A 22,947-nucleotide genomic window follows, 5' to 3' on the forward strand; every position below is an offset into this window, starting at 1 on the left:
GGGTTGCGCTCCGGCAGCGGTCCTGATCAATCGTCACCCTTTCTCGGTCCTTCAACGTTCCTGACAACGAGCCTCCTTTTCGCCAATCCATCGACAATCACCGCGAGTCCCTGCTCGAACGCTGCGTCCGGACCGGCTTCGTCGAAGGCGTCTATCGCGGCCCGCAACAGCGGCGAGAGCGGAGCCTGTTCAACGGTGCCGCCGCGCTCGCCGGCATCGCTGTCGCCGGCCTGCTCCTCAAGCACGGCCCCAACAGTGAAGTAGCTGATTGTCATCAGCGCATTGACGGCGTCCCCGGCCGAAAAACCCGCCTCGCAGAGGAAGCGAAGCTGCGCGTCGGCCGTTTCCATCTGCGGTGCGCCCGGTCGCGTGCCGGCATGGATGCGCGCGCCATCGCGGTAGGCGAGCAGCGCCTGCCTGAAGCTGCGGGCATTCCCGATCAGAAATGAGCGCCAGTCGTCGTCGGCTCTCGGCACCGAATGCGTATGATTCTCCGCCAGCATGGCTTCGGCCAGTGCGTCGAGCAGCGCCCGCTTGTTCCTGAAGTGCCAGTAAAGCGCCGGCTGCTGAACCCCCAACCGTTCCGCCAGTTTGCGTGTCGTCAGACCGTCTACGCCGACCTCGTTCAACAGGTCCAGGGCGGCACGGATCACTGTATTCGGCTGCAACTTTGTCATGCTTGACACTTTATCACTGATAAACATAATATGTCCACCAACTTATCAGTGATAAAGAATCCGCGCGTTCAATCGGACCAGCGGAGGCTGGTCCGGAGGCCAGACGTGAAACCCAACAGACCCCTGATCGTAATTCTGAGCACTGTCGCGCTCGACGCTGTCGGCATCGGCCTGATTATGCCGGTGCTGCCGGGCCTCCTGCGCGATCTGGTTCACTCGAACGACGTCACCGCCCACTATGGCATTCTGCTGGCGCTGTATGCGTTGGTGCAATTTGCCTGCGCACCTGTGCTGGGCGCGCTGTCGGATCGTTTCGGGCGGCGGCCAATCTTGCTCGTCTCGCTGGCCGGCGCCACTGTCGACTACGCCATCATGGCGACAGTGCCTTTCCTTTGGGTTCTCTATATCGGGCGGATCGTGGCCGGCATCACCGGGGCGACTGGGGCGGTAGCCGGCGCTTATATTGCCGATATCACTGATGGCGATGAGCGCGCGCGGCACTTCGGCTTCATGAGCGCCTGTTTCGGGTTCGGGATGGTCGCGGGACCTGTGCTCGGTGGGCTGATGGGCGGTTTCTCCCCCCACGCTCCGTTCTTCGCCGCGGCAGCCTTGAACGGCCTCAATTTCCTGACGGGCTGTTTCCTTTTGCCGGAGTCGCACAAAGGCGAACGCCGGCCGTTACGCCGGGAGGCTCTCAACCCGCTCGCTTCGTTCCGGTGGGCCCGGGGCATGACCGTCGTCGCCGCCCTGATGGCGGTCTTCTTCATCATGCAACTTGTCGGACAGGTGCCGGCCGCGCTTTGGGTCATTTTCGGCGAGGATCGCTTTCACTGGGACGCGACCACGATCGGCATTTCGCTTGCCGCATTTGGCATTCTGCATTCACTCGCCCAGGCAATGATCACCGCCCCTGTAGCCGCCCGGCTCGGCGAAAGGCGGGCACTCATGCTCGGAATGATTGCCGACGGCACAGGCTACATCCTGCTTGCCTTCGCGACACGGGGATGGATGGCGTTCCCGATCATGGTCCTGCTTGCTTCGGGTGGCATCGGAATGCCGGCGCTGCAAGCAATGTTGTCCAGGCAGGTGGATGAGGAACGTCAGGGGCAGCTGCAAGGCTCACTGGCGGCGCTCACCAGCCTGACCTCGATCGTCGGACCCCTCCTCTTCACGGCGATCTATGCGGCTTCTATAACAACGTGGAACGGGTGGGCATGGATTGCAGGCGCTGCCCTCTACTTGCTCTGCCTGCCGGCGCTGCGTCGCGGGCTTTGGAGCGGCGCAGGGCAACGAGCCGATCGCTGATCGTGGAAACGATAGGCCTATGCCATGCGGGTCAAGGCGACTTCCGGCAAGCTATACGCGCCCTAGGAGTGCGGTTGGAACGTTGGCCCAGCCAGATACTCCCGATCACGAGCAGGACGCCGATGATTTGAAGCGCACTCAGCGTCTGATCCAAGAACAACCATCCTAGCAACACGGCGGTCCCCGGGCTGAGAAAGCCCAGTAAGGAAACAACTGTAGGTTCGAGTCGCGAGATCCCCCGGAACCAAAGGAAGTAGGTTAAACCCGCTCCGATCAGGCCGAGCCACGCCAGGCCGAGAACATTGGTTCCTGTAGGCATCGGGATTGGCGGATCAAACACTAAAGCTACTGGAACGAGCAGAAGTCCTCCGGCCGCCAGTTGCCAGGCGGTAAAGGTGAGCAGAGGCACGGGAGGTTGCCACTTGCGGGTCAGCACGGTTCCGAACGCCATGGAAACCGCCCCCGCCAGGCCCGCTGCGACGCCGACAGGATCTAGCGCTGCGTTTGGTGTCAACACCAACAGCGCCACGCCCGCAGTTCCGCAAATAGCCCCCAGGACCGCCATCAATCGTATCGGGCTACCTAGCAGAGCGGCAGAGATGAACACGACCATCAGCGGCTGCACAGCGCCTACCGTCGCCGCGACCCCGCCCGGCAGGCGGTAGACCGAAAGGGGTCGATAGAGAAAACGGGAAATAAAGCACGGTAAGACAGCGGCAGGCCATGCCATGCTTGGTCTTTCTGGAATGGTGTCCAGTTGAAGTACGCCTCAACCGGGCGTCAGGCACCCCACCTATGTTGCGTCAGATTAGGATCGTTTTTCGCCTTTTCTGACGATCTGCGCTCGGCCTCTCAGGCTTCAACCTGACAGATCAACCGCTAGCGTGCTTTATTTTCCGAATTCTGAGACGACCCCAGCAAGTAATCGGCCTGAATTGGCAGTATCAGCGCGCGTAGTAAGTCATGGATCGCCGGTTGCGGCAGTCTGCGCGCCAGATTAATTACCCGGTCGAACTTCAGTTTATCCTGCTTGCGCTTGTCGGTCTGCTCCATCAGATTTCATGGCCCCCTTCTTCATGCTCATGCTCATGCTCATGGGTGTGTTCTTTTCCGGTATGGCTCTGTTCCGCCTGAGACGTCTGCGGCATGGCGTAATCGTCGTAAATGCTGCTGTCAAAGTCGTAGTCTGATGCTTCGGCATAATGCTCGTAATCGGCATACTCCTGCGCGCTCCACTGCTGATCGTCGGCAGCAGCATAATCATGGGCCAGTTCTGCATCATTTTGCTGTGCTTCATGACGCCGCAGGCCAACGGAATCATCCATAGGGTTCTGCTTAAGATGAAAGGCGTCCTCTGCGTTGCTCACCGGCTGATAATCAGTGCCGGTTGTCATGTTATGTTCATCGGGTTTCTGGTTAAACGCCATGCTTTCCCCCGTGGCTTCTGGCAGACCTTTTTCAGCTGATCGGGTTTCTAAACTGGTATCGCGGCCAATATCCTTAAACCTGGCCTCAAGCCCAAAGAAACGGTCAATTTCTGCGGCCGTGGTTTTCGGGCTGTCGCGGCTCACGCTCGATGCCAAAGATTTTTTATCGTCGGTAAAAATTTCCACCTCATGACGCGCACGCGAAATACCAACATAAAAAACGTCCTTAGAAGTGGTAAGCGATTTGGTATCTATGTTGAACAACACGCGATCACAGGTAAGCCCCTGGGATTTGTGGACGGTGGTTGCATAAGCATAGGAAAGATAAGAAGCCTGTTTTTTGTCCAGCTCAACCGTGCGCCCTTTTTTGTCCTCAAGCGTCAGTTTTTCACCCTCCACGGTTTTCACCGTGAAGCGGTCGCCGTTGGCAACGTCCAGCGTTTTATCGTTACGCGTTACCATAACCTTATCGCCCGGCGCCAGTTCGGCGCTGACTGCCTGGTATACAGACAGCTTGGTGTGTGTACGCGGGCTGAAAGCGATCTGCTCACCGCTGCTGCTTTCAACCGTCAATTTGTTGCCCGGCCCGGTATCAAGAACCTGGTAAGACTCGCCCCGCTTCATACCATTTTTGTAATCCTGTTCGGGGATAATGATTTGCCCTTTACTGAAATAACGGCTGTCGCGGCGTTCCGCCTGTGTCGAATCCACGCGGTCAAGTAGCGTGAACGTTTCGCCGGTTCCGGCAAGCCCCAGATTGCCCCGGATGTAGTCATTGAGGGTTTTGCGTGAGGCGTTCGTACCAGAGATTATCAGGGTGGCATCCTGTTGTTCTGAGGACAGAGACAGGTAGCGATCGGCTAGTTGAGAGAGTCGGGGCGCTTCTTCCTTCAGTTCGTTCACGCCGGTGATATTTTTCAGGGCGCGCGCGGCATTACCTTCAGCGGCATACTTAACCGCCTCAAGCAAAACTTCATTCTTCTGTCGCTGAATGTCTTTCATGTAGCTGGTCTGCATACCTGCTTTAATCAGCTGCTCAAAAGGCTTACCGGCTTCTACCGCTTTCGTCTGTGACGTATCCCCCAGGAATACCGCGCGAGCGTTATGCTTCTCGATCACCTCCATCAGCTGTTTCATCTGTCGGGCGGGTATAACCCCGGCTTCATCAATGAATACGACTGATTTTTCATCCAGCTTTTTATCCTTCGCTTTGAGGAAAGCGGCAACGGTGCGGGCCGGTAATCCATCATCTTCAAGCGCTTTTTTCTGTGTCCCATAGGGGGCCAGCGCCGTGACCTTCAGCCCTTGTGACTCCAGCAGCTCTTTAGCGGCCATCGTCATATAGCTTTTACCGGTACCGGCGTAACCATGTGCGGCCACAAACCGATCTTTGCTCGTCACAATTTCTGTAACCGCGCGCATCTGCTCCTTCTTGAGGGTTTTCCCGGCAAGCAGCTGGCCTGCAATCTCTGCGGTCAGCTGTCGCGGCATCTGCCCCCGGCCGCGTGATTCGATAGTCAGAATGGAACGCTCAAGGCGAATACCCTCCACGGTAGTGACGCGGTGGCTGGTCTTTTTAAGCCTGCCGTTTTTAATACCATCATCTACCGCAAAACGGGCTTTATCCGCACGCATCCCGCTATTCGTCAGCGAGTCGATCCACTCTTTGCGCGTCAGAGTTTCGGCCATAACTGAAGCACCGACCTTCAGAGTTGATTGATACCGGGCTTCGCCCTCGATGATGGCGCCCTTCTGTACCGCCTTCAGGTACGCTTTTTCAACATCGGCTATTGTGGCATGGCCCAGCACCTGCTTATTAGCGATTTGAATCAGCTTCTGGCGTTCAAAGCTGGCATCGCGCTCTGACAGCGACTTAACTGCAAACTGGATAGCCCGGTCAGCTTTAACCTCCGGGCTGGTAAAATCCGGGGCCATGTTGCGCGCTATATCAGCCTCCAGAGGTTTACCGTGTCCCTGCCATTCACGGTTATCAAAATCAATGCCGAGCGTTTTGGCGCGGCTGGCCCATTCCTGGTGAATTTCTTCACGGGAATGCTCTGTTTTCTTTTCACGCGTAGCCATCGAGACGCGGCTTTTCGTCTGAGCATCGGCGGTTTCCCGCGTCAGCCCCATTGCAGCGAGTCCCTTTTCAATTTGCTCCGACCGGCGGGAAAAAGCGCGAATCTGTTCATCTGAAAAATGGGCCATATCGAACGTGTTATTTTTGCTGTTGTAACGCAGCTCATAACCGGCTTTGGTCAACTCCAACGCCAGCTCCTGTTTGTAAACATCGCCCAGGTGCATTTTATTACGCATCAGCTCATCATTTTTGAGCGCGCGCCACTGGCCGTCCTCGCGCTGGGTCATGTTCATGACAAAAGCGTGTGTGTGCAAATCAGGATCTAGCGCCCTGGACGTTTCGTGGCGGAAAGTAGCGACGACAAGGTTATTGGTATTCTGGGTTACTGATTTCCCCTGGCGAGTCGTCCGGGCCTGCGCGAGTTTTTCAGCTTCACGCACAGCAGCGGCAACAGCTTTTTCATGAGCCTCGATAATGGTTTTATCGCCGTGTATCAGCGCCTGCATGGATACCCCTTTAGGCGCTGAAAACGTCAGGTCGTAGCCCAGACGCTCTTTTTTGGCATCACCCACGTGTCGCTGCATATGCGTGAAGGTATCTATCTCACCGACAAGCAGCTCTTTAAACCGGGCTGATTCAACGTCCCCGGATAAGCCGAGGGCTTCAGCTCCGGTTCCCTGCCAGGACGTGAATGATGAATCCTTACTGTAGTAATCATCCTTTGCATCAGAGTAGTAGCCCACAACGCTAGTGACGTTCTGGCGGGTAATCGTGGTTATATCAAGCATCAGATATCCCTCAGTTCAATGCCAGGAACAGGGTTTTTGCGATGGTATTTAACGTGTTTAGCCTTGAACTTAGCGACGGGCATATCACCAGGCAACGCCAGATAGCCGGTGAGGTTTGGCAACATTGATATTTCGGTAGGCGTTACGGCACGAACAACTTTAACGTCGCGGCGTTTACGGACAATCCAGGGCTTCTGAGGATCGGATTCTTTACGCTCAACTTCGCCTTCTATCTCACCGAGTGAGCGCGACATTTGATCCAACGTTTCATCACCGAGACGGCTGCCGCCCAGCACGATGTTAGAACGCATGTTAGCCAGAATTGTCTGAGCCATATCCCGACCATAAACCTTAACCAGCTGAGAATAGGTTTGATAGCCAGCATAAACACACAGACCGCTTTTACGCCCTTTGGTCAGTGCATCGTTGAGGTTTGGCAGAAACTGGAGTGATTCCAGCTCGTCAATAAATACATTAATGCGGCTTTCTTTTTCACCCATACCCAGCACGATAGAAAAAATCGAATCCAGCCAGCAGGAAATTAGCGGATTAAGTGACCTTTTCATTTCTTCCTGCCAGGTGATAAACAAGGTTCCCGGCTTTCCATCATCAAGCCAGTCACGCAGGGAAAAATTACCTTCCGGCATTTTCAAATGTGGGGCAAGATTCTTACTGAGAACAAATCGCGCGCTTCCAACTGCTTTTTCAGACCCGGAAAAAATAGCTTCGGCAGGCGTCCCCATTAAAAATTCTTTTAATTTTTTCTGGTCAACGTTACAGGCCCAGTGAATAACTTCTTCCATAGTTACTGTGCTGTATAGGCTGTGAAGTTTTTTCGAAACTTCACTAAAAATAAGACGGCCATAGCCGAACCATTCTTCAGTAGCCATATCAGGGCTTTCCTGAACAATAGAGTTCACTAAGCGCTCGTAATCATATGAACGGCGAATTTCATTGAAAAACACCCAGCCTTCAGTGCGTTTATCATAGGCGTTTAAAATAACATCGCCGGGACGATAGAAATTCTTTAAGAACCCCCCATTTGGATCTAAAGCAATATTTTTGCCGCCTCTAATGATGCTCTTAAATAACAGTTCATTGAAAATTGTGGTTTTACCAGTACCGGTTGTACCGGCAATCGAAAAATGCAAGTTCTCAGCGTATGTAGGTATGGGGATATTAGCCACGGTTAACTGGTTGACACCTCTTTCGCGTGTTTTATCAGCGAGTGTTCTGGCGCTAACAAGCTCTGTACCACGATAAATCTTTTTGAATCTTTCGCCTTTAAACACGCGTGATTTATCATAAATGATAAAAGCGATCAGACCGCCAACACCAATAAACCAGCCAGCAATTAAAGCTGACCATAAAGGCCATAGCGAAAAAGTATTCTTAACCAGATACGGAATCAGGTATTTAGCCGTGGATGGATCAATACCGTAGGTAAATTTTGCAACTAGAAACCATACCATCACTGGAGGCAAAGTAATTGCAAATAAAAATGCTAAGCCTCTTTCTCTATCGTCCATTTCAGCGCTCCTTTTTTGGTTCCCAGACTTTGTAGCCGTTACGTTCAACCTCTGCTTTTGCCGCTTTGGTTTTGCCCGGTTCTGCTATCGAGCGCAGGAGGATTAGCGTTTCAATAGCGAGTGATTCATGCAACATCATCTGTCCTGCCGGTGGGAATTTTACGCCAGATAGCGTTTCGGTTATTGCCTTCAGCTCATCGCGCAGTGGGCCAAAATCCGCATCTGAAGCACGGTCAAAAAGATAATCCAGTTTGCGATTTACGTCGCTCAGCCGGTCGGCAACTATTTTCAACCCGGACTCCCGATCACCTGGGCCAGCTTCAATGCAGCGCCGCAGATAATCTGACCGATTACCTCCTGAAACCAGGTCTATATAGGCCAAAAGTTCATCTGATACTTTTGCGGTTATTATTGGCATTCAGTCCTCACATTGTGCATTTTTTAAACAAAAAATTGGGATCTAACAAGCTGAAATCTTAGTATTACCAAAGTAATAAAGCAAACTCATTATAAAACAATGAGTTATTGGGTGTTTTTAATACCTAATTATTACCGAATATTGTTGCTATTTATTTTTTTATCTTTTAAATCAGTATGATAGCGTGATTTATCGCGCTGCGTTAGGTGTATAGCAGGTTAAGGGATAAAAAATCATCTTTTTTGGTAGGGGCGATCTACGTAGGTTAAGGACTAACTGGCTAAAAAGCGTTCAATATTCCGTATTCATGCTTGCATGAATACCAGTACAACAAAAGTACATCAAAATTACATCAAAATTACATCACTTGAAGGTTGACAGTACAACAAAATTACATCATTCTTTGGTCATGAGGTAGCCAGTACAACAAAAGTACATCAAAAGTACATCAAAATTACATCAAAATTACATCATTCTAAATGAGGGTACTATGAAGCCCAAAAGTATCAGGGCGGCACTTCAGTTGATGTTGCCGGAAATAGAAGAAATGCTGTCACTGGGAGTTTCCAGGGAGGAAATTTATAAGGCAGTTTCTGAACGCTTCGGCCTGGAAGGTGTGAACGTTCGTAGCTTTGATACGTCCCTATATAGAGCGCGGCAAATCCGGAAAAATGGAATGCACAATACACATGAAAGGATGCCGAACAATGATGATAGTGTATTGCACAATACACAAAAAGGAGGTAGCGAGAAAGGTGCAGAGGAAAGTGTATTGCACAATACACAAACGCCGCCTGAGCCTGAACCGCAAGGAAGTGAAAAAAAAGAAAGTCCCGGCATTATTGATAAAGAGTTCTTCAATAAAATCAGTGAAGATTTCGACCCTAAGATGTTCAATAAAAAATTCTGAGGTGATTTATGAAAGTAGCGGTAATTAATTACAGTGGCAGCGTTGGTAAAACCTTAATTTCATCCTACCTGTTAGCCCCGCGTCTGACTGGAGCAAAATTCTATGCGGTTGAAACTATCAACCAGTCTGCTTCCGATCTGGGGATTGAGAATGTTTCCATTTTTAAAGGTGATGACTTTTCACGGTTGATTGAAGATATTGTTTTTGAAGATGCCGGGATTATTGATATTGGTGCGTCAAACGTAGAAGCGTTCCTGATGGCAATGTCCCGCTTTGACAGTGGCGCGAATGAATTTGATAAGTATGTAATCCCGGTTACGCCTGATAATAAGGCCATTGATGAAAGCCTGAAAACAGCACATACGTTAAGTAAGGCAGGTGTAAGCAGCGATAAAATCATCTTTGTTCCAAACCGCATTAGTCCAGATAGTGAAGTAGAGGATGTACTGGCGCCGGTATTTGAATTTGTCAAACGAACGAAAGTTGGCAAAATCAGCAAGAAATCTGTTATTTATAACAGTGAAGTTTTCGAATATCTCGCGTATCACCGTATCTCATTCGAAGCATTGACCGCTGAAGATCCAGAAGAATTTAAAGCCCGCGCTAAACAAACAACGGATGCTGACGAGCGCAAAAAACTGGCCCGCCGTTATACCTACATGAAACAGGCAATTCCTGTTAAAGCTAATCTCGATAAAGCATATGCGGCTTTAATGGGAGAATAAAATGGAAAAGCAGCCAGATAAATTTGAAGTTCTGATGGATTGGTTTTTAGGTGACGCGAAGGAAATCACCGCAAGTCAGAAAGAAATGACTGAGATACTTTCTGCGCTTTCGGAAAAGCTGGCAAAAGACACCGAAAGTTTAGGAGAGACGGCAGACTCTCTTAAACGGACTTTAGTAGAAAACCAGCGTTCAATTAGCCTGGCAATTAGTGATGATGCTAAGGCGCGTGAGGAATTTCTGACGAAGTTCCGCCGCGCGCAGGCGTCCAGAGCTGAGACGTTAACCCGTCAGATCCTTTTTATTACAGCTGGCTGCACTATTGTGGGCGCCGCCGTGGGTGCCGCGATAGCCATAATTCTACTGAGATAATGTAAACCGGGCATGTCCCGGTTTTTTTTCAAGCGAAGCGCGGAGGCCGCAGGCCGGAGGCATTAGTGGCCGCCGCCCGAAGGGGCGAGACGCGTAGCGGCTCGATGCGCAGCACGGCAGAACGGCCCCGCAGGGGTAATGCCCGGTTTAATTCAACGTGACAGTCACGTGGAGGAAAAATATGAATGACCGACAGCGTGAACAAGCCCGTATTCGCCAGGCCCGGCGCCGCGCGCGACTCAAAGAGGAAGGCGCTAGCGTGACAGTCACGCTAACAAAACAGGAAGAAGCAATGTTACAGGAGCTTTGCCGGGTTCGTCGTCCAGGACGAACAGCCTATTCCACGAATGAGTTTTTCCAACTGCTGCTGATCCGAAACTGGCAACAGTGGCAGGAGCAAAAGGCGCAGCTGGGGAAATGCCAGGCTTGCGGAAAGCTGAAAGCGGAGGGAGGTTGCGGCGGCGAACGGCAGAGCGAAACCTTTAACTGCTGGCTAGCCGTCGAAGCAAACGAGCTTAATGTGTAGTGTATTGTGCTATACAGAAATTGCCAAAAGCAGCGCGGAGTAATAACTGAAACGGCCGCGCAGCGGAAAGAAAAAAGCCCGGTCAATCCGGGTTTTTTTCTTTCGGCGGCTCAGTAATCGTCTAGATCTCCGCAGCCCAGCGGGCAACAATTACGCTCAATACCGTGGCTGCAATAATCGTTTTCCCGATCCTGCCGGATTTCTTCCGCGATCTCGTCTTGGGTCAGATAGTCAAATTCACGCCGCGCTACCGCGATCAGTTCTTCCCGATACTCGGCCGGAACGCCAGCAAGATAGCCGTCAATAACCGCGCTCAGGCGGCGCTGATACAGTTCATAAATCAGGCCGCAGCGGGGCTGCTGTTCGCGCGCAAAACTCTCACACTGGCGACGAAAATCTTCAAGAGTCTGCTCAAGGGTTTGTGTGGTCATGTCGTTTGTCCTCGATCTTTCTGTTAAAGACCCGGCTTGGCCGGGTCGTCAGTGCTATTTAGTTTGTTGCAGCAGCTGGTCTAATTTTGCCGCCAGTGCATACGTCGATGTGAAAGCGCCTTGCAGGCGCTGATTAGGCAGCTGGTTGAACGCTTCGAGGCAGGCGCGCAGCAATAATTCTTTCTGAGATTCGACTTCTTTTTTCAGCTGGGAAGGGGTGGTAACAGTGGTCATGCTTACTCCTTAGTGATCCGATACCGGCAATTTTTCGGGTGGCGGTATTGCCTCCCGATGATTTAATTATCGGTGATTACGCCTTTAAAGTCAATACAAGTACGGAATTTATTTACATGTTTTTATGCCCGTCAGGGCATGGAAGGCGACCGCGCCGGACTCCACCGGACACCGGCCGCAAATCGCCGGAAACTGCGGGACTGACCGGAGCAACAGGCCAACCCCCCTTCCTGCTAAGCCATAACCCAGCCCGCCGCCACGCAGCTGCCGCACGTCCCCCACGGGGGTGCGCAGTGGGCGCCGCGCGCCTGCGCGCGGGTACAGCGGCCCGCCTGCGGGTCGCGGCGCCGTACTGCGAGTTAGCGGCCGCCGCGCGGCCGGTTACGGGGGACACCGCACCGTCACGGCCAGCGCCCCGCTGAGCTGCACAATCCACGGATAACACAATAGCGCACTGGCAAAGGATGCCGACGCCTGAAGGGCGTTGGCACCCCGAAGGGGCGGGGCGAGACGGGAACCGGCTCGATGCGCAGCACAGCAGAGCGGCCCCGAAGGGGTAACGCCCTGTGTGGCATCAGGATTTAGCGCAATGGCAGAACATGAGCTGGAGAGATCACCGGCAAGCAGCAGCAAAGGGGCGGCGCAGCCGCCCAGATGGCTGTTTGCCGATACCGGCGATTAATTAGAGCGGTGTTTAATATCCCCCGCGTGGCGGGGGACTAGGTTTCAGCAAGTCATGTTAAATACGTGTCCGTCATGTAAACTGAAATCCCCAATAAACAGATCCCGCGCATAGGCTACGATGTCAAAATATCGGGCTACGGATTCAGGAATTTCATTCAGTAGACCGCTATCATTCAGGTATTCCTCTGCAAAAGTTTCTTCGTCCTTAGCTTCGCCCATATAGGCATCTCTAAACAGGTCGAAATCAGTGCTATTAAACAGATCAACAAAGGCCACAAACGCCGCTTCGTTTCCTTCCTCGCGGGCTTGTTTAAAGCCGTTAATAAAATCCCAGTTGATATGGCACTCTGACGCCATATCAGACGGAATACCCTCCCAATCCTGGAACATAAATTCTGGATCAGCCTCATTTGCGTGTAACTCGCGGCAGCGCTCGTAAAACTCCTCTGAGCTATCAAAATCGGTCAGATCGAGCCAGGCTCCCGCAATGCTTCCGCAGTTGTATTTATGGTAAGTGCCAACATAAACAGAAGGGGTCGTAATATCAGTCATGGTGTACTCCTTAAAGCGCCGATACCGGCAATTTTTCGGGCGGCGGTATTGCCTCCCGATGATTTAATTATCGGTGATTACGCCTTTAAAGTCAATACAAGTACGGAATTTATTTACATGTTTTTATGCCCGTCAGGGCATGGAAGGCGACCGCGCCGGACTCCACCGGACACCGGCCGCAAATCGCCGGAAACTGCGGGACTGACCGGAGCAACAGGCCAACCCCCCTTCCTGCTAAGCCATAACCCAGCCCGCCGCCACGCAGCTGCCGCACGTCCCCCACGGGGGTGCGCAGTGGGCGCCGCGCGCCTGCGCGCGGGTACGGCGGCCCGCCTGCGGGTCGCGGCGCCGTACTGCGAGTTAGCGGCCGCCGCGCGGCCGGTTACGGGGGACACCGCACCGTCACGGCCAGCGCCCCGCTGAGCTGCACAATCCACGGATAACACAATAGCGCACTGGCAAAGGATGCCGACGCCTGAAGGGCGTTGGCACCCCGAAGGGGCGGGGCGGCCGCTTGCGGCCGGGCGAGTCCGGCGCAGGGTGTGGCCTGCCAAGCGGAGCGCGGAGGCCGAAGGCCGGAGGCGTTAGCGGCCGCTGCCCGCGTAAGCGGGGCGAGACGGGAACCGGCTCGATGCGCAGCACAGCAGAGCGGCCCCGAAGGGGTAACGCCCTGTGTGGCATCAGGATTTAGCACAATGTCAGAACATAAACTGGAGAGATCACCGGCAAGCAGCTGCAAAGGGGCGGCACAGCCGCCCCGATGGCTGTTACTTGTCTTTGTCGCGTAGCACTTTGATTAGGCCGGTTACGGCCGTAATCAGAGCGGCCAGCGAGGTGATGATTTGCGGTAGGTTTTCGAGGATGGTAGAGGTCATATAGCACCTGTAGAGAAGTTGGCGGGGTGTCGTTTCCGACGGCCGCACTGTAACCGGGCGAATAAGGCAGGTTGTCAACAGCTTGAGCGAAGCGTCTGTTGACAACCTGCCGCGCCCGGTTTCACTGCGGTCATAGGCGGAACGACCCACGCCAACGGAACGGCTTTATGACCGGGCAGCTGAGATACCGGCGAACCTGGCTGGCGGCTGACGCCAGCCGCCAAGCGCCAGCGCGGAGGGCGAAGCCCGGAGGCCAAGCGGAGCGCGGAGGCCGAAGGCCGGAGGCGTTAGCGGCCGCTGCCCGCGTAAGCGGGGCGAGACGGGAACCGGCTCGATGCGCAGCACAGCAGAGCGGCCCCGAAGGGGTAACGCCCGGAGTCTGCCGCTGTTTATCTCTCGTTCCATCTGAAATCGGCGGTAAGGCCATTAAAAGGGTCAGTTTATCAGGGGGGCGTTAGCCCCCCATGTTGTTAATCATCAGGCAATATCGTCTTTGTAGCAGGCATAACCGAAGCTAAGCTCTGTTTTCATATAGTGGCGGGCAAAGTCCCAGGCATCGTGGCCGAAGTCCTCATAATCTGCCAGGACGATTTCGCGGGCTTTGTGCCATTGCTGTACGGAAGAAAGCGGCAGAACAGGGCAGGGAAGCGACCAGTCAGTGACGGTGTTGCAGATCATATCTGCCAGACGCTCCAGGGAGCCGTAAACCAGCTCTGTGCGCAGATCCGCCACCATGCGTTGTTTACGCAGTGATGCCAGATAATCAATCTCTTTGGTTATATCAGAATTTAAGCGGGTCTGGTAATCCATGATGTACTCCTTTGCGCGCCGATACCGGCAATTTTGCGGGCGACGGTGTTGCCTCCCGATGATTTAATTATCGGTGATTATGTCCTCAAAGTCAATATAAGTACGGAATGTGCATACAAAATTTTATATCTTGCAAAGCGTTCATAGAGTGCCTGAATCGCTTTCTGACAGCCTCAATAAAAAAGGCGGGGATTACCCGCCTTTTTTCTTACAGCTGCTTACGTGGCTTTTTACGCGTCATATACAACGGTATCGCGCAGTCTACCGCGTACAAAAAGCACGCCAGCGCGCCGCAACCGTACAGAAACGCAAGCGGCTTATTATCGAAGTAGCTGAAAACCCCTGTCGCCGCACACAGGCCCAGAACAGAGACGCAGGCGCAGGTGATCTGCACCAGATCCCTGTATCCCGCACGAACGATAAACCAGGGCAGGGCAAGCGCAGCGGCGCTAAAAATTAATGCGAGAGGGACAAAAACGAGATAGTGATACATGTGAACTCCTTGATGGTTGCCGATACCGGCGATTGTTCGGGCGGCGGTATTGCCACCCGATGATTTAATTAGAGGTTTTGCGCGTCCAGGAGATTGACCTGAGCCGGGGTAACGTGAAACTTTTCCCCTTTATGGATCACGTTATGCGGGGCGCTAATTTCATCACTGATAAAGCTAACCGGGTAACGTTTTTTACCGCAAATCCGCTCGCTAAACCACGCCACTTTTGCCGCTGGCCGATCCACTGGATGAACAATCACACCGGCCATGCTGCAACCCGTTGCGGGTTCGTCCAGCGTAATGCTTACCGGGACTGTATCCCGGTAAAAAAACTTAACCGGCGGCACACCTGCCTGCGTAGCGGCTGCGACAACTGCAAGCCCGATAACCGCTATCCGATTAATAAGCATTTTATTCCCCTTACTCATGCTGATATCACCTTGCCAGCTGTTACCAGTTTACGAAATTCGCTTTCATGAATTTCACGCCCATGCTCAAGCGTTGAATACACGTTGCCGATAAGCCAGTTACCAGCCGTTTTTGTCTCGGTATACCACCATGCTTCTGTCAGAGTAAGCAGCGGTTCGCTATCCTCGCCCTTCTCATAGATCCAGATTTTAGTGACGTCTTTACCCGTTTCGTTGCTGCCCTGAATGGTAGGGTCAAAGGTATGTTCAATCTCTATATCGAAGTAACGCTGAAGGAAGTTAGTAAAGTGCATGACGACTCCTGTAAGCGCCGATACCGGCAATTTTTCGGGTGGCGGTGTTGCCTCCCGATGATTTAATTATCGGTGATTACGCCTTTAAAGTCAATACAAGTACGGAATTTATTTACATGTTTTTATGCCCGTCAGGGCATGGAAGGCGACCGCGCCGGACTCCACCGGACACCGGCCGCAAATCGCCGGAAACTGCGGGACTGACCGGAGCAACAGGCCAACCCCCCTTCCTGCTAAGCCATAACCCAGCCCGCCGCCACGCAGCTGCCGCACGTCCCCCACGGGGGTGCGCAGTGGGCGCCGCGCGCCTGCGCGCGGGTACGGCGGCCCGCCTGCGGGTCGCGGCGCCGTACTGCGAGTTAGCGGCCGCCGCGCGGCCGGTTACGGGGGACACCGCACCGTCACGGCCAGCGCCCCACTGAGCTGCACAATCCACGGATAATGCAGGAGACGAATCATGATAGGAGGCTGAAGGGGAAATGAGCGGCAGCAGGGGAAGGGGTTGCCAAGCGGAGCGCGGAGGCCGCAGGCCGGAGGCGTCAGTGGCAGCTGCCCGCGTGAGCGGGGCGAGACGCGTAGCGGCTCGATGCGCAGCACAGCAGAACGGCCCCGGAGGGGTGACGTCCGGGGGTTCGCTTTTAAAGATTTTCGACCACATCAGTAAATCGTAGTGACACCATGAAGCAAAAGTATCGTGCAGACCAGAATCAACAACAGTAACAGCAGACCTTTTTTTCGACGTAATAAAACCGGCCCCAAAGCGCCCGCAAGAAGCACACTCAACACGATTTCCGTTATGCTAATCGTATTCATAATCTCTCACGTTTCCCTTTTTAGAACTCTGCCACACACGGATAAAACCTTATAACAAAGCAACAAAACCCGTTATTCAGACACGGTAATGCCTAGTTTTTTTGCCAGAATTTCAGATGACAAAGAAACCCTTATCGACTTCCCGGTTACAAGGTGAATGATTGTGGCTTCATGCCCTTCAACAGAGTGGGATATTAACTCACGCTGAATGATATGCGTCTCTCCATCATTTCCCGTCACGGCTATTAGGCTCTCTGTAGAACAGGGGTTGATACTACTAATGTTGGTGTTGTTTTCGGTTTTGTTCAGCATCGCTGATCCTCAAATATCGGTTTGTGTTACGTCTGCCGCTTTGCGCTGGATAAGCGACTTAAAGAAATCCGACGCCTTCAGAATATCGCTATCCTGGAAGTCGGGAAATGTCGCTTCTGTCAGCTCCTGCGCCGTACCTGCCCGTATAACGGTTTCATCGCGGATCATCGTTCGCTTAACGCCATCAGCCTGTTTTTTGCTGAAGGAGTGCCGGAAAATAATCGCGTATTGGCCGCCGCTATCCTGATGAACAGAAGTATCCCAGCGATGATTACCCTGTTTACGATAGTGGTGATAGATTTGCTGGCCGTAGCGCTCCTGATCGGAATTACGGTAATCGAACATTAACAGTTCCAAAAGCATTAACCGATCTGGCAATTGCCAGGCGGTAGGGTGTTGAAGTGTCGCTAACATAGTTTCCCCTGAGCGTGACAGTCACGATAAGGCGGGCTTTGCCCGCCTGGTTATCAGTTAATCAATGGCACGATAAATACGATTCTGGCTTTCGTTCTCCAGCGTATTAACGTACTCCCGCAACAGGTGATACCGGTTAGCCATCGTTTCGTTCAGTTCGGCTTTGCCTTCTTCATATGCCAGCCCGCAAAAGTAACTGTAGGCATACAGACAAACAATAATCCCTACTTCGCGCGCGCTGCATTCACCTTCAAAATAGTTAGGTAACGAGAGCCAAAGAGGTTGGGGCGCTTCCATAAAAAACGCGCCATTGCTGGCCTGAAGGTATTCCCAATACCCTCCCTGGTAGTCTTTAGCGTAACGATTCAGAAAGGACTGAATGAAGTGATCTGCGCTGAAGAAAGCGCCACGAAATGCCGCAGGCATGAAGTTCATGCGGGCGTTTTCAGAAATGTAGCGGGCGGTGATTTCGATAGTTTCCATGATACTTCCTCTTTAAGCCGATACCGGCGATGGTTAAGCGGCAGGCACATCACCTGCCACTTTTTAATTATCGTACAATGGGGCGTTAAAGTCAATACAAGTACGGATTATATTTACCTAATTTTATGCCCGTCAGAGCATGGAAGGCGACCTCGCCGGACTCCACCGGACACCGGGGGCAAATCGCCGGAAACTGCGGGACTGACCGGAGCGACAGGCCACCCCCCTCCCTGCTAGCCCGCCGCCACGCGGCCGGTTACAGGGGACACTGAGAAAGCAGAAAGCCAACAAACACTATATATAGCGTTCGTTGGCAGCTGAAGCAGCACTACATATAGTAGAGTACCTGTAAAACTTGCCAACCTGACCATAACAGCGATACTGTATAAGTAAACAGTGATTTGGAAGATCGCTATGAAGGTCGATTAGGAATACTGCAAGTGTAAATCAGATAATTACAATAAAAACAAACAACCTAATAATTAAATGCCTTAAACATTATTTAAAATAAAATAGTTTACATAAGAAATTGTTATCTATTACCTTCCTGAAGCTAAGATATTTGGTCCAGAAAAAAGAGCGGAATGATAGAAAGAGATGAGGGTTCGTTGCAAGACAAGACTGAAGTTCAGGAGCACATTTTTAACGTAAATGGAGCGATACCTCGCTCCATTTATTGCATCAGAAACCGTGGGTTACGATTTTCGCCGCCGCAGCCAGAATATCCCGACGGCTTTCCGCCTTCTGCTCCGGTTGGGTAAAGTAGGTCACCAGAACCAGCGGTGCGTGGTTTTCCGGCCAGATAACCGCGATATCGTTGGTGGTGCCATAATCTCCGCTGCCGGTTTTATCGCCCACTACCCATGATTTCGGCAGACCCGCCCGAATGCTCGCGCTACCGGTAGTATTGCCCTTAAGCCACGTCACCAACTGTGCCCGCTGAGTTTCCGCCAGCGCTTTACCCAGCGTCAGATTTTTCAGGGTCTGCGCCATCGCGAGCGGCGTGGTGGTATCACGCGGGTCGCCTGGAATGGCGGTATTGAGCGTGGGCTCGGTTCTGTCCAGACGGAAGGTCTCATCACCCAACGAGCGAGCAAACGCCGTCACTTTATCGGGACCACCCAGATGGGCAATCAGCTTATTCATGGCAGTATTGTCGCTATACTGCAGCGCCGCTGCGCCAAGCTCAGCCAGCGTCATCGTGCCGTTAACGTGTTTCTCCGCAATGGGATTGTAGTTAACCAGGTCGCTCTTCTTGATTTCAACGCGCTGATTTAGCAGGTGCTTATCGCTCTCGCTCTGTTTAAGCACCGCCGCGGCCGCCATCACCTTACTGGTACTGCACATCGCAAAACGTTCATCGGCACGGTAGAGAATCTGCGAATTATCGGCGGTGTTAATCAGCGCAACGCCAAGCCGACCTCCCGAACTTTTCTCCAGGGCTTCCAGCTGCTGTTGCACGCTGTTCGCCTGCGCATGCAGCGTTGCGCTGCTAAATAGCAGGGGTAGCGTCGCCATCACCGTTAACATTGAGCGGCGAATGCTCTGAGTCATCATTAAAAATCCTCTATTAGTATTATCCCTTGGCCTTCAAGTATTCATTGAACCTAAATTCCACGTGTGTTTTTTATTAGCTTCAAAAATCACTATTTCACGAAGAATTTAGACTGCTTCTCACACATTGTAACATTATTTACAACCACCTTTCAATCATTTTTGATAAATCATTGATTTCATCTTTGTTGCAATGATACTTAATAAACTCTGCAAGTTATCCACAGAGCAACACTCAATTTTATTGATGATATTCTTATTATACCAGACATTTTTCATACACTCCCTTGTACGGATAGTTTTCCGACAACTTCATGATTACATATCTTGCGGTTTTGATTATTTTTGCTGCAAGAAATACATACTTCAAACGAAAGGTCTTTATTTGCTGTCTGTATTCTGAAGAGTCCAAGGAATCAAACTTGAACAACAAAAATAGGTTATATGAAAGCATCATCATTTGAAACACGGCTTCATTCGCCCAAAATGACTTTAGCAAGAGATGACCCACCGCCATGTCGTATTTGGCTTCTTTGATATAGTTTTCAGCATTACCACGCTTTTCATAGTATATAACTACTTTTTCAGAAAGCAAGGTAGTATTTGTTACAAAGAAAAAGTAGTCGTATTCGGAACCTTCTAAAAGTGATAATTGTGCTCTTTCTTTTTCTGGTTTCAGTACGCGAGATACGACAAATCTTCTGTCTTTTTCCCATTTAACTAATTTTGTATACAGTTCTGTAGTTTCTCTACCTTCTTCTCCTTTAACGAATACAATTGATGAATTCGTTGCTTGTGAGGTGAGTGTAGAATAACTTTTGGCTTTAATTAAATATTTGCATCCAAGAGATTCTATCGTTTCGATAATTTTTTCATCAAAGTAGCCACTATCCATTCGAAATAAAATTTCTAAATCGTCTGATTTGATGTTAGCAACAATTTCTTTGATCATTTCCGCAGCACCGTTTGCAGTGTAAGTATTGCCACTTCTTACAAATCCGGTAACATATGCTTTTAATTCGTCGCAAAATGCAAATTGGATATTGTAGCATCGGTTTCCCAGTTTCTTAGGATTATATCCTTTTGACGCACCTTCTTGATGACCTTCTACGTTAATTACACTACTATCAATATCAATCGTAATGGATGTCAATTTACTTTTAGTGAGCAGTTTTTTAAAGACTTTAAAATTAATGTCTCTAAACATTTGGGTTGTCTTGAAGTTGAAGTTTCCTAGAAACCGTGACACTGTTTCAGGTTCTTTTACGGAAATATCAAACTCGTTGACGAGGGGATCATTTTGAAGTAGCTTTAGACGTTCTAACTTATCAATGCCAATGAAGTGACCGCAGAGCATGGTCTTTATATGATTCATCTTGATTTTATTTGTTGAGTCATTATCAAATACGAGGTCATTTTCAATAAAATCAAAAATCCCATTGCTTTTTGCATTCTCAAGGAGCAGAAAAAGACCTGCATTTGATGTTAGATTCTTAGCTTTGAAATCAATTTTATTAATCATAATTAGAACCCCTTTTTACTACTTTTCTTACTACCTAGATTCTACGTCAGTACTTCAAAAAGCATAATCAAAGCCTTGATAAATATGCATTCCTTCGAAATTCAGCTTTCACCCATTGGGTGAAAGAAAAGTGCTCAAAAATATGTTAAATTATCAGCTTTTATGACTCGATATATGGTAAAATAATAGTACTGAAAAACTGCGTAATGAGCGGCAATACTGCCGCGTCATAAGCGTCTTTATCCGCACCAGTCCTTATTCAGTGCGTGATACACAGTATGCCAATCAGGCAACCGAAAAACTGACGGTGGCAACCCAGGACAGCCGCACGATAATTCAGGCGGCACAAGCCGCGCTGGCGCGGATCTGGCGGGAAGATATTGCGTATGCAAAAGCAGGGATCATGCTGGCCGATTTCAGCGGAAAGGAGGCCCAGCTGGATTTATTCGACTCTGCTACGCCTTCAGCTGGCAGCGAGGCGTTAATGGCTGTTCTCGATGGCATAAACCGGCGTGGCAAGAGCCAGCTGTTTTTTGCAGGCCAGGGCATCGATAACTCCTTTGCCATGCGCCGTCAGATGTTGTCACCTGATTACACGACAGACTGGCGCTCGATACCAACAGCAACCATCAAATAATTACCGGCGCCGCACGCGGGCCGGTCAACCCCTCAACCGGCCGAAACGAGTTTCGGCGCGGTTTCGCGGTTTTCGGTAAAAGGCGTTTCATCTGTATAAAAGATCAGCTAAATTATGTGTATTGCACAATACATATATGTGAGGTTAACAGTGAATTTGCCTACGCCCGAAACCTACGATGAACTTCAGAGAGCCTACGATTTTTTTAATGAGAAGCTATTCAGCAACGAGCTGCCGCCATGCCTGATAACGTTGCAGCGTGAGAAGCGAACGTATGGCTATTGTTCCTTTAAGCGTTTCGTCGGCCGTGAGAGTGGGTACACGGTAGACGAGATCGCTATGAATCCGGTGTATTTCTCGATCAGAACCATAAAGGCCACGCTTTCAACACTGGTGCATGAGATGGTTCATCAGTGGCAATTCCATTTTGGCGAGCCTGGCCGCCGTGGCTATCACAACAAACAGTGGGCGGCCCGGATGGAACGGGTAGGACTAATGCCTTCTGATACCGGCGAACCGGGAGGCAGGAAAGTGGGCCAGAGCATGACCCATTATATTATTGCCGGTGGCCCTTTCGATATGGCCTGTGATGAACTGCTGACAGGCCATTTCCGGCTTTCCTGGATGGACAGGTTTCCGCCTTACCAGCCTAAGCCTGGCGCTGTGCTAAGCCCTACAGGAAAAGGCTATATTGACGACGAGGAAGATGATAGCGAACACGAACAGGAGGTGGAGGAAGGGCGCGACCCGGTTGAACTCGACGACGAGATCATAGAGGCCATGCGATTTGTAACCCCGCCGCCTGAAGCGCCGGTGAACAAAACAAACCGGGAAAAGTACAGCTGCCCGGTGTGTCATATCAATCTCTGGGGTAAACCGGGGATAGTGGTTTACTGTGGTGGCGAGCACTGTAATAAAGCCGCGTTAGTAGTCTTAAAATAAAGTCCTTTCGGACTTTATTTTTTTTCCATTTCCGAGGTCGTGATGTTATTAATGCTGTACTTCGCGGCTTCTTTTAAAACAGTTTCAGCAAGGCTTGCTGGTATCCAGACCTGAACTAATTTTAATGGTTCGCCGTTCTCGGCTTTAAGAGTGGTGTTCTGGTACAAATCCCAGATTCGCTTAACGGTGCTGGAAATGTTTTGCTTGGAACGGCCTACTCGCGTGGCTACGTCTGATGATTTCTCACCTTTGACAAGCACGGAATAGCCAATATCTGTTGTGATGTGTGCAAAGGAAGCCATTTGCGGCAGCAGCTGTTTCCATTCTGTTTCTGAAATTCTGTTTTTCTGAGCCATCTGTGGCGCCTCCGTAGTTTTGGTTACAGAAAGGATATACTCAGAATAAACTGGGGTCAATACAAGTACGATTTTTATAAACTTTATTTTATTTGAGGGTGAGGCCCGGTGCGGCAGCAGCGCGGGCCTCGATGGTGCCGCGAAGGTGCTGGCGCCATGCTTGGATTAAAACATGAACCGTGAAGAACTGCGAAACTTGTTTTCGCGGTTCTGAGGGGTTGACCGAGCCGCGAAGCGGCGCTGGTAAGCGATGATATGCACATATCCACAGGCATATTTTTAAAAGGTATTTTATAGATTTTTTATCTTTTTAAAGTCTTTTAGAGCTATATAACTCATTGATTTAAAATCATAAATAA

At 51.0% G+C, this 22,947-nt stretch carries 24 protein-coding genes and 2 pseudogenes; 7 read left to right on the top strand and 19 right to left on the bottom strand.

The window, feature by feature from the left end; genetic code table 11:
• Positions 1-26 precede the first annotated feature (26 nt).
• On the bottom strand, positions 27-677 hold the full coding sequence (gene tetR(A), locus MRY16398_RS30300) for a tetracycline resistance transcriptional repressor TetR(A) (RefSeq protein WP_000164043.1): 651 nt from the start codon (positions 675-677) through the stop codon (positions 27-29).
• A 105-nt stretch (positions 678-782) separates the two neighbouring features.
• Between tetR(A) and tet(A) the strand changes: the two genes are divergently transcribed.
• The gene (tet(A), locus tag MRY16398_RS30305; protein WP_012579085.1) at positions 783-1,982 is read left to right on the top strand and encodes a tetracycline efflux MFS transporter Tet(A); all 1,200 of its coding nucleotides are present in this window, start codon (positions 783-785) and stop codon (positions 1,980-1,982) included.
• A 31-nt stretch (positions 1,983-2,013) separates the two neighbouring features.
• Here tet(A) and MRY16398_RS30310 read toward each other — a convergent pair.
• The 5 genes and pseudogenes from MRY16398_RS30310 to MRY16398_RS30330 form a co-directional block, all read right to left on the bottom strand.
• Positions 2,014-2,655: pseudogene (locus tag MRY16398_RS30310) on the bottom strand (DMT family transporter); the annotation flags it as partial.
• 206 nt (positions 2,656-2,861) lie between these two features.
• A complete protein-coding gene (locus MRY16398_RS30315; RefSeq protein ID WP_001749978.1) occupies positions 2,862-3,035 on the bottom strand; it encodes a hypothetical protein in 174 nt (57 codons plus the stop codon).
• Positions 3,035-6,277 (bottom strand): MobF family relaxase, encoded by a 3,243-nt coding sequence (gene mobF / locus MRY16398_RS30320; protein WP_001749977.1) that lies wholly within the window; start codon positions 6,275-6,277, stop codon positions 3,035-3,037. The genes MRY16398_RS30315 and mobF overlap by 1 nt, the downstream gene beginning before the upstream one ends.
• Complete coding sequence (locus MRY16398_RS30325; protein WP_001749976.1) at positions 6,277-7,806, bottom strand: type IV secretion system DNA-binding domain-containing protein; 1,530 nt, start codon at positions 7,804-7,806, stop codon at positions 6,277-6,279. The genes mobF and MRY16398_RS30325 overlap by 1 nt, the downstream gene beginning before the upstream one ends.
• Before the next feature lies 1 nt (position 7,807).
• Positions 7,808-8,098, bottom strand: coding sequence for a hypothetical protein (locus MRY16398_RS30330; protein WP_000706094.1), 291 nt, complete (start codon positions 8,096-8,098; stop codon positions 7,808-7,810).
• A 616-nt stretch (positions 8,099-8,714) separates the two neighbouring features.
• Here MRY16398_RS30330 and stbA point away from each other — a divergent pair.
• The 4 genes from stbA to MRY16398_RS30350 all read left to right on the top strand — a co-directional run bounded on the left by stbA (position 8,715) and on the right by MRY16398_RS30350 (position 10,755).
• A complete protein-coding gene (gene stbA / locus MRY16398_RS31140) occupies positions 8,715-9,134 on the top strand; it encodes a plasmid stabilization protein StbA (protein WP_001749974.1) in 420 nt (139 codons plus the stop codon).
• An 8-nt stretch (positions 9,135-9,142) separates the two neighbouring features.
• On the top strand, positions 9,143-9,859 hold the full coding sequence (stbB, locus tag MRY16398_RS30340; protein ID WP_001749973.1) for a StbB family protein: 717 nt from the start codon (positions 9,143-9,145) through the stop codon (positions 9,857-9,859).
• 1 nt (position 9,860) lies between these two features.
• Positions 9,861-10,229, top strand: a complete 369-nt coding sequence (stbC, locus tag MRY16398_RS30345; RefSeq protein ID WP_000414913.1) for a plasmid stabilization protein StbC — start codon at positions 9,861-9,863, stop codon at positions 10,227-10,229.
• Positions 10,230-10,410: 181 nt separating this feature from the next.
• Positions 10,411-10,755, top strand: coding sequence for a hypothetical protein (locus MRY16398_RS30350; protein ID WP_000999874.1), 345 nt, complete (start codon positions 10,411-10,413; stop codon positions 10,753-10,755).
• Between the two features lie 110 nt (positions 10,756-10,865).
• Here MRY16398_RS30350 and ccgAII read toward each other — a convergent pair whose 3' ends face one another.
• The 12 genes from ccgAII to MRY16398_RS30415 form a co-directional block, all read right to left on the bottom strand.
• The gene (ccgAII, locus tag MRY16398_RS30355; protein WP_001749971.1) at positions 10,866-11,186 is read right to left on the bottom strand and encodes a protein CcgAII; all 321 of its coding nucleotides are present in this window, start codon (positions 11,184-11,186) and stop codon (positions 10,866-10,868) included.
• Positions 11,187-11,240: 54 nt separating this feature from the next.
• Positions 11,241-11,420 (bottom strand): protein CcgAI, encoded by a 180-nt coding sequence (ccgAI, locus tag MRY16398_RS30360; RefSeq protein WP_000214483.1) that lies wholly within the window; start codon positions 11,418-11,420, stop codon positions 11,241-11,243.
• Positions 11,421-12,146: 726 nt separating this feature from the next.
• Positions 12,147-12,656 carry an antirestriction protein ArdA gene (locus MRY16398_RS30365; protein ID WP_000129958.1) on the bottom strand — a complete coding sequence of 170 codons (510 nt, stop codon included), beginning with the start codon at positions 12,654-12,656 and terminating at the stop codon, positions 12,147-12,149.
• A 1,352-nt stretch (positions 12,657-14,008) separates the two neighbouring features.
• Entirely contained in the window at positions 14,009-14,341 is a 333-nt protein-coding gene (locus tag MRY16398_RS30370) for a hypothetical protein (RefSeq protein ID WP_012561126.1), read from the bottom strand.
• 208 nt (positions 14,342-14,549) lie between these two features.
• Positions 14,550-14,834, bottom strand: a complete 285-nt coding sequence (ccgC, locus tag MRY16398_RS30375) for a protein CcgC (protein ID WP_001750002.1) — start codon at positions 14,832-14,834, stop codon at positions 14,550-14,552.
• A 68-nt stretch (positions 14,835-14,902) separates the two neighbouring features.
• Positions 14,903-15,244, bottom strand: a complete 342-nt coding sequence (locus MRY16398_RS30380; protein ID WP_015344948.1) for a hypothetical protein — start codon at positions 15,242-15,244, stop codon at positions 14,903-14,905.
• 14 nt (positions 15,245-15,258) lie between these two features.
• Positions 15,259-15,555 (bottom strand): protein CcgD, encoded by a 297-nt coding sequence (gene ccgD, locus MRY16398_RS30385; protein ID WP_000545925.1) that lies wholly within the window; start codon positions 15,553-15,555, stop codon positions 15,259-15,261.
• An 885-nt stretch (positions 15,556-16,440) separates the two neighbouring features.
• Positions 16,441-16,680, bottom strand: coding sequence for a hypothetical protein (locus tag MRY16398_RS30390; RefSeq protein ID WP_000932975.1), 240 nt, complete (start codon positions 16,678-16,680; stop codon positions 16,441-16,443).
• Positions 16,681-16,689: 9 nt separating this feature from the next.
• Entirely contained in the window at positions 16,690-17,094 is a 405-nt protein-coding gene (gene ardR / locus MRY16398_RS30395) for an antirestriction protein ArdAB regulator ArdR (RefSeq protein WP_000881513.1), read from the bottom strand.
• Positions 17,095-17,151: 57 nt separating this feature from the next.
• Positions 17,152-17,577, bottom strand: coding sequence for an antirestriction protein ArdB (ardB, locus tag MRY16398_RS30400; RefSeq protein WP_000447669.1), 426 nt, complete (start codon positions 17,575-17,577; stop codon positions 17,152-17,154).
• A gap of 681 nt (positions 17,578-18,258) precedes the next feature.
• On the bottom strand, positions 18,259-19,134 hold the full coding sequence (locus MRY16398_RS30410) for an extended-spectrum class A beta-lactamase CTX-M-2 (RefSeq protein ID WP_025368620.1): 876 nt from the start codon (positions 19,132-19,134) through the stop codon (positions 18,259-18,261).
• 256 nt (positions 19,135-19,390) lie between these two features.
• Complete coding sequence (locus tag MRY16398_RS30415) at positions 19,391-20,653, bottom strand: IS1380-like element ISEcp1 family transposase (protein WP_000608644.1); 1,263 nt, start codon at positions 20,651-20,653, stop codon at positions 19,391-19,393.
• A 187-nt stretch (positions 20,654-20,840) separates the two neighbouring features.
• On the opposite strand from MRY16398_RS30415, the pseudogene MRY16398_RS30420 reads away from it, so the two are divergent.
• Both MRY16398_RS30420 and MRY16398_RS30425 read left to right on the top strand, forming a co-directional pair.
• A pseudogene (locus MRY16398_RS30420) lies at positions 20,841-21,290 on the top strand (DUF4113 domain-containing protein); the annotation flags it as partial.
• Positions 21,291-21,440: 150 nt separating this feature from the next.
• Positions 21,441-22,232: a SprT-like domain-containing protein gene (locus MRY16398_RS30425; protein WP_001452808.1), complete on the top strand. Its 792-nt coding sequence runs from the start codon at positions 21,441-21,443 to the stop codon at positions 22,230-22,232.
• Positions 22,233-22,246: 14 nt separating this feature from the next.
• Here the strand turns inward: MRY16398_RS30425 and ardK are convergent, their stop codons facing one another.
• A complete protein-coding gene (gene ardK, locus MRY16398_RS30430; protein ID WP_000057569.1) occupies positions 22,247-22,588 on the bottom strand; it encodes an antirestriction protein ArdAB regulator ArdK in 342 nt (113 codons plus the stop codon).
• Positions 22,589-22,947 lie beyond the last annotated feature (359 nt).

It is taken from the genome of Phytobacter sp. MRY16-398, from assembly GCF_003925915.1.
Taxonomy (GTDB): Bacteria; Pseudomonadota; Gammaproteobacteria; order Enterobacterales; family Enterobacteriaceae; genus Phytobacter; species Phytobacter diazotrophicus.

Excerpts from the sequence above, each read along its gene's own strand:
- MRY16398_RS30315 (WP_001749978.1), bottom strand. The coding sequence starts at position 3,035 with ATGGAGCAGACCGACAAGCGCAAGCAGGATAAACTGAAGTTCGACCGG.
- MRY16398_RS30325 (WP_001749976.1), bottom strand. The coding sequence starts at position 7,806 with ATGGACGATAGAGAAAGAGGCTTAGCATTTTTATTTGCAATTACTTTG.
- MRY16398_RS30350 (WP_000999874.1), top strand. The coding sequence starts at position 10,411 with ATGAATGACCGACAGCGTGAACAAGCCCGTATTCGCCAGGCCCGGCGC.
- ccgD (WP_000545925.1), bottom strand. The coding sequence starts at position 15,555 with ATGCACTTTACTAACTTCCTTCAGCGTTACTTCGATATAGAGATTGAA.
- stbC (WP_000414913.1), top strand. The coding sequence starts at position 9,861 with ATGGAAAAGCAGCCAGATAAATTTGAAGTTCTGATGGATTGGTTTTTA.
- stbB (WP_001749973.1), top strand. The coding sequence starts at position 9,143 with ATGAAAGTAGCGGTAATTAATTACAGTGGCAGCGTTGGTAAAACCTTA.
- MRY16398_RS30390 (WP_000932975.1), bottom strand. The coding sequence starts at position 16,680 with ATGCTGAACAAAACCGAAAACAACACCAACATTAGTAGTATCAACCCC.
- MRY16398_RS30380 (WP_015344948.1), bottom strand. The coding sequence starts at position 15,244 with ATGCTTATTAATCGGATAGCGGTTATCGGGCTTGCAGTTGTCGCAGCC.
- ardB (WP_000447669.1), bottom strand. The coding sequence starts at position 17,577 with ATGGAAACTATCGAAATCACCGCCCGCTACATTTCTGAAAACGCCCGC.
- ardR (WP_000881513.1), bottom strand. The coding sequence starts at position 17,094 with ATGTTAGCGACACTTCAACACCCTACCGCCTGGCAATTGCCAGATCGG.
- ccgAI (WP_000214483.1), bottom strand. The coding sequence starts at position 11,420 with ATGACCACTGTTACCACCCCTTCCCAGCTGAAAAAAGAAGTCGAATCT.
- MRY16398_RS30365 (WP_000129958.1), bottom strand. The coding sequence starts at position 12,656 with ATGACTGATATTACGACCCCTTCTGTTTATGTTGGCACTTACCATAAA.
- MRY16398_RS30370 (WP_012561126.1), bottom strand. The coding sequence starts at position 14,341 with ATGGATTACCAGACCCGCTTAAATTCTGATATAACCAAAGAGATTGAT.
- ccgC (WP_001750002.1), bottom strand. The coding sequence starts at position 14,834 with ATGTATCACTATCTCGTTTTTGTCCCTCTCGCATTAATTTTTAGCGCC.
- mobF (WP_001749977.1), bottom strand. The coding sequence starts at position 6,277 with ATGCTTGATATAACCACGATTACCCGCCAGAACGTCACTAGCGTTGTG.
- ardK (WP_000057569.1), bottom strand. The coding sequence starts at position 22,588 with ATGGCTCAGAAAAACAGAATTTCAGAAACAGAATGGAAACAGCTGCTG.
- ccgAII (WP_001749971.1), bottom strand. The coding sequence starts at position 11,186 with ATGACCACACAAACCCTTGAGCAGACTCTTGAAGATTTTCGTCGCCAG.
- stbA (WP_001749974.1), top strand. The coding sequence starts at position 8,715 with ATGAAGCCCAAAAGTATCAGGGCGGCACTTCAGTTGATGTTGCCGGAA.
- MRY16398_RS30410 (WP_025368620.1), bottom strand. The coding sequence starts at position 19,134 with ATGATGACTCAGAGCATTCGCCGCTCAATGTTAACGGTGATGGCGACG.
- MRY16398_RS30415 (WP_000608644.1), bottom strand. The coding sequence starts at position 20,653 with ATGATTAATAAAATTGATTTCAAAGCTAAGAATCTAACATCAAATGCA.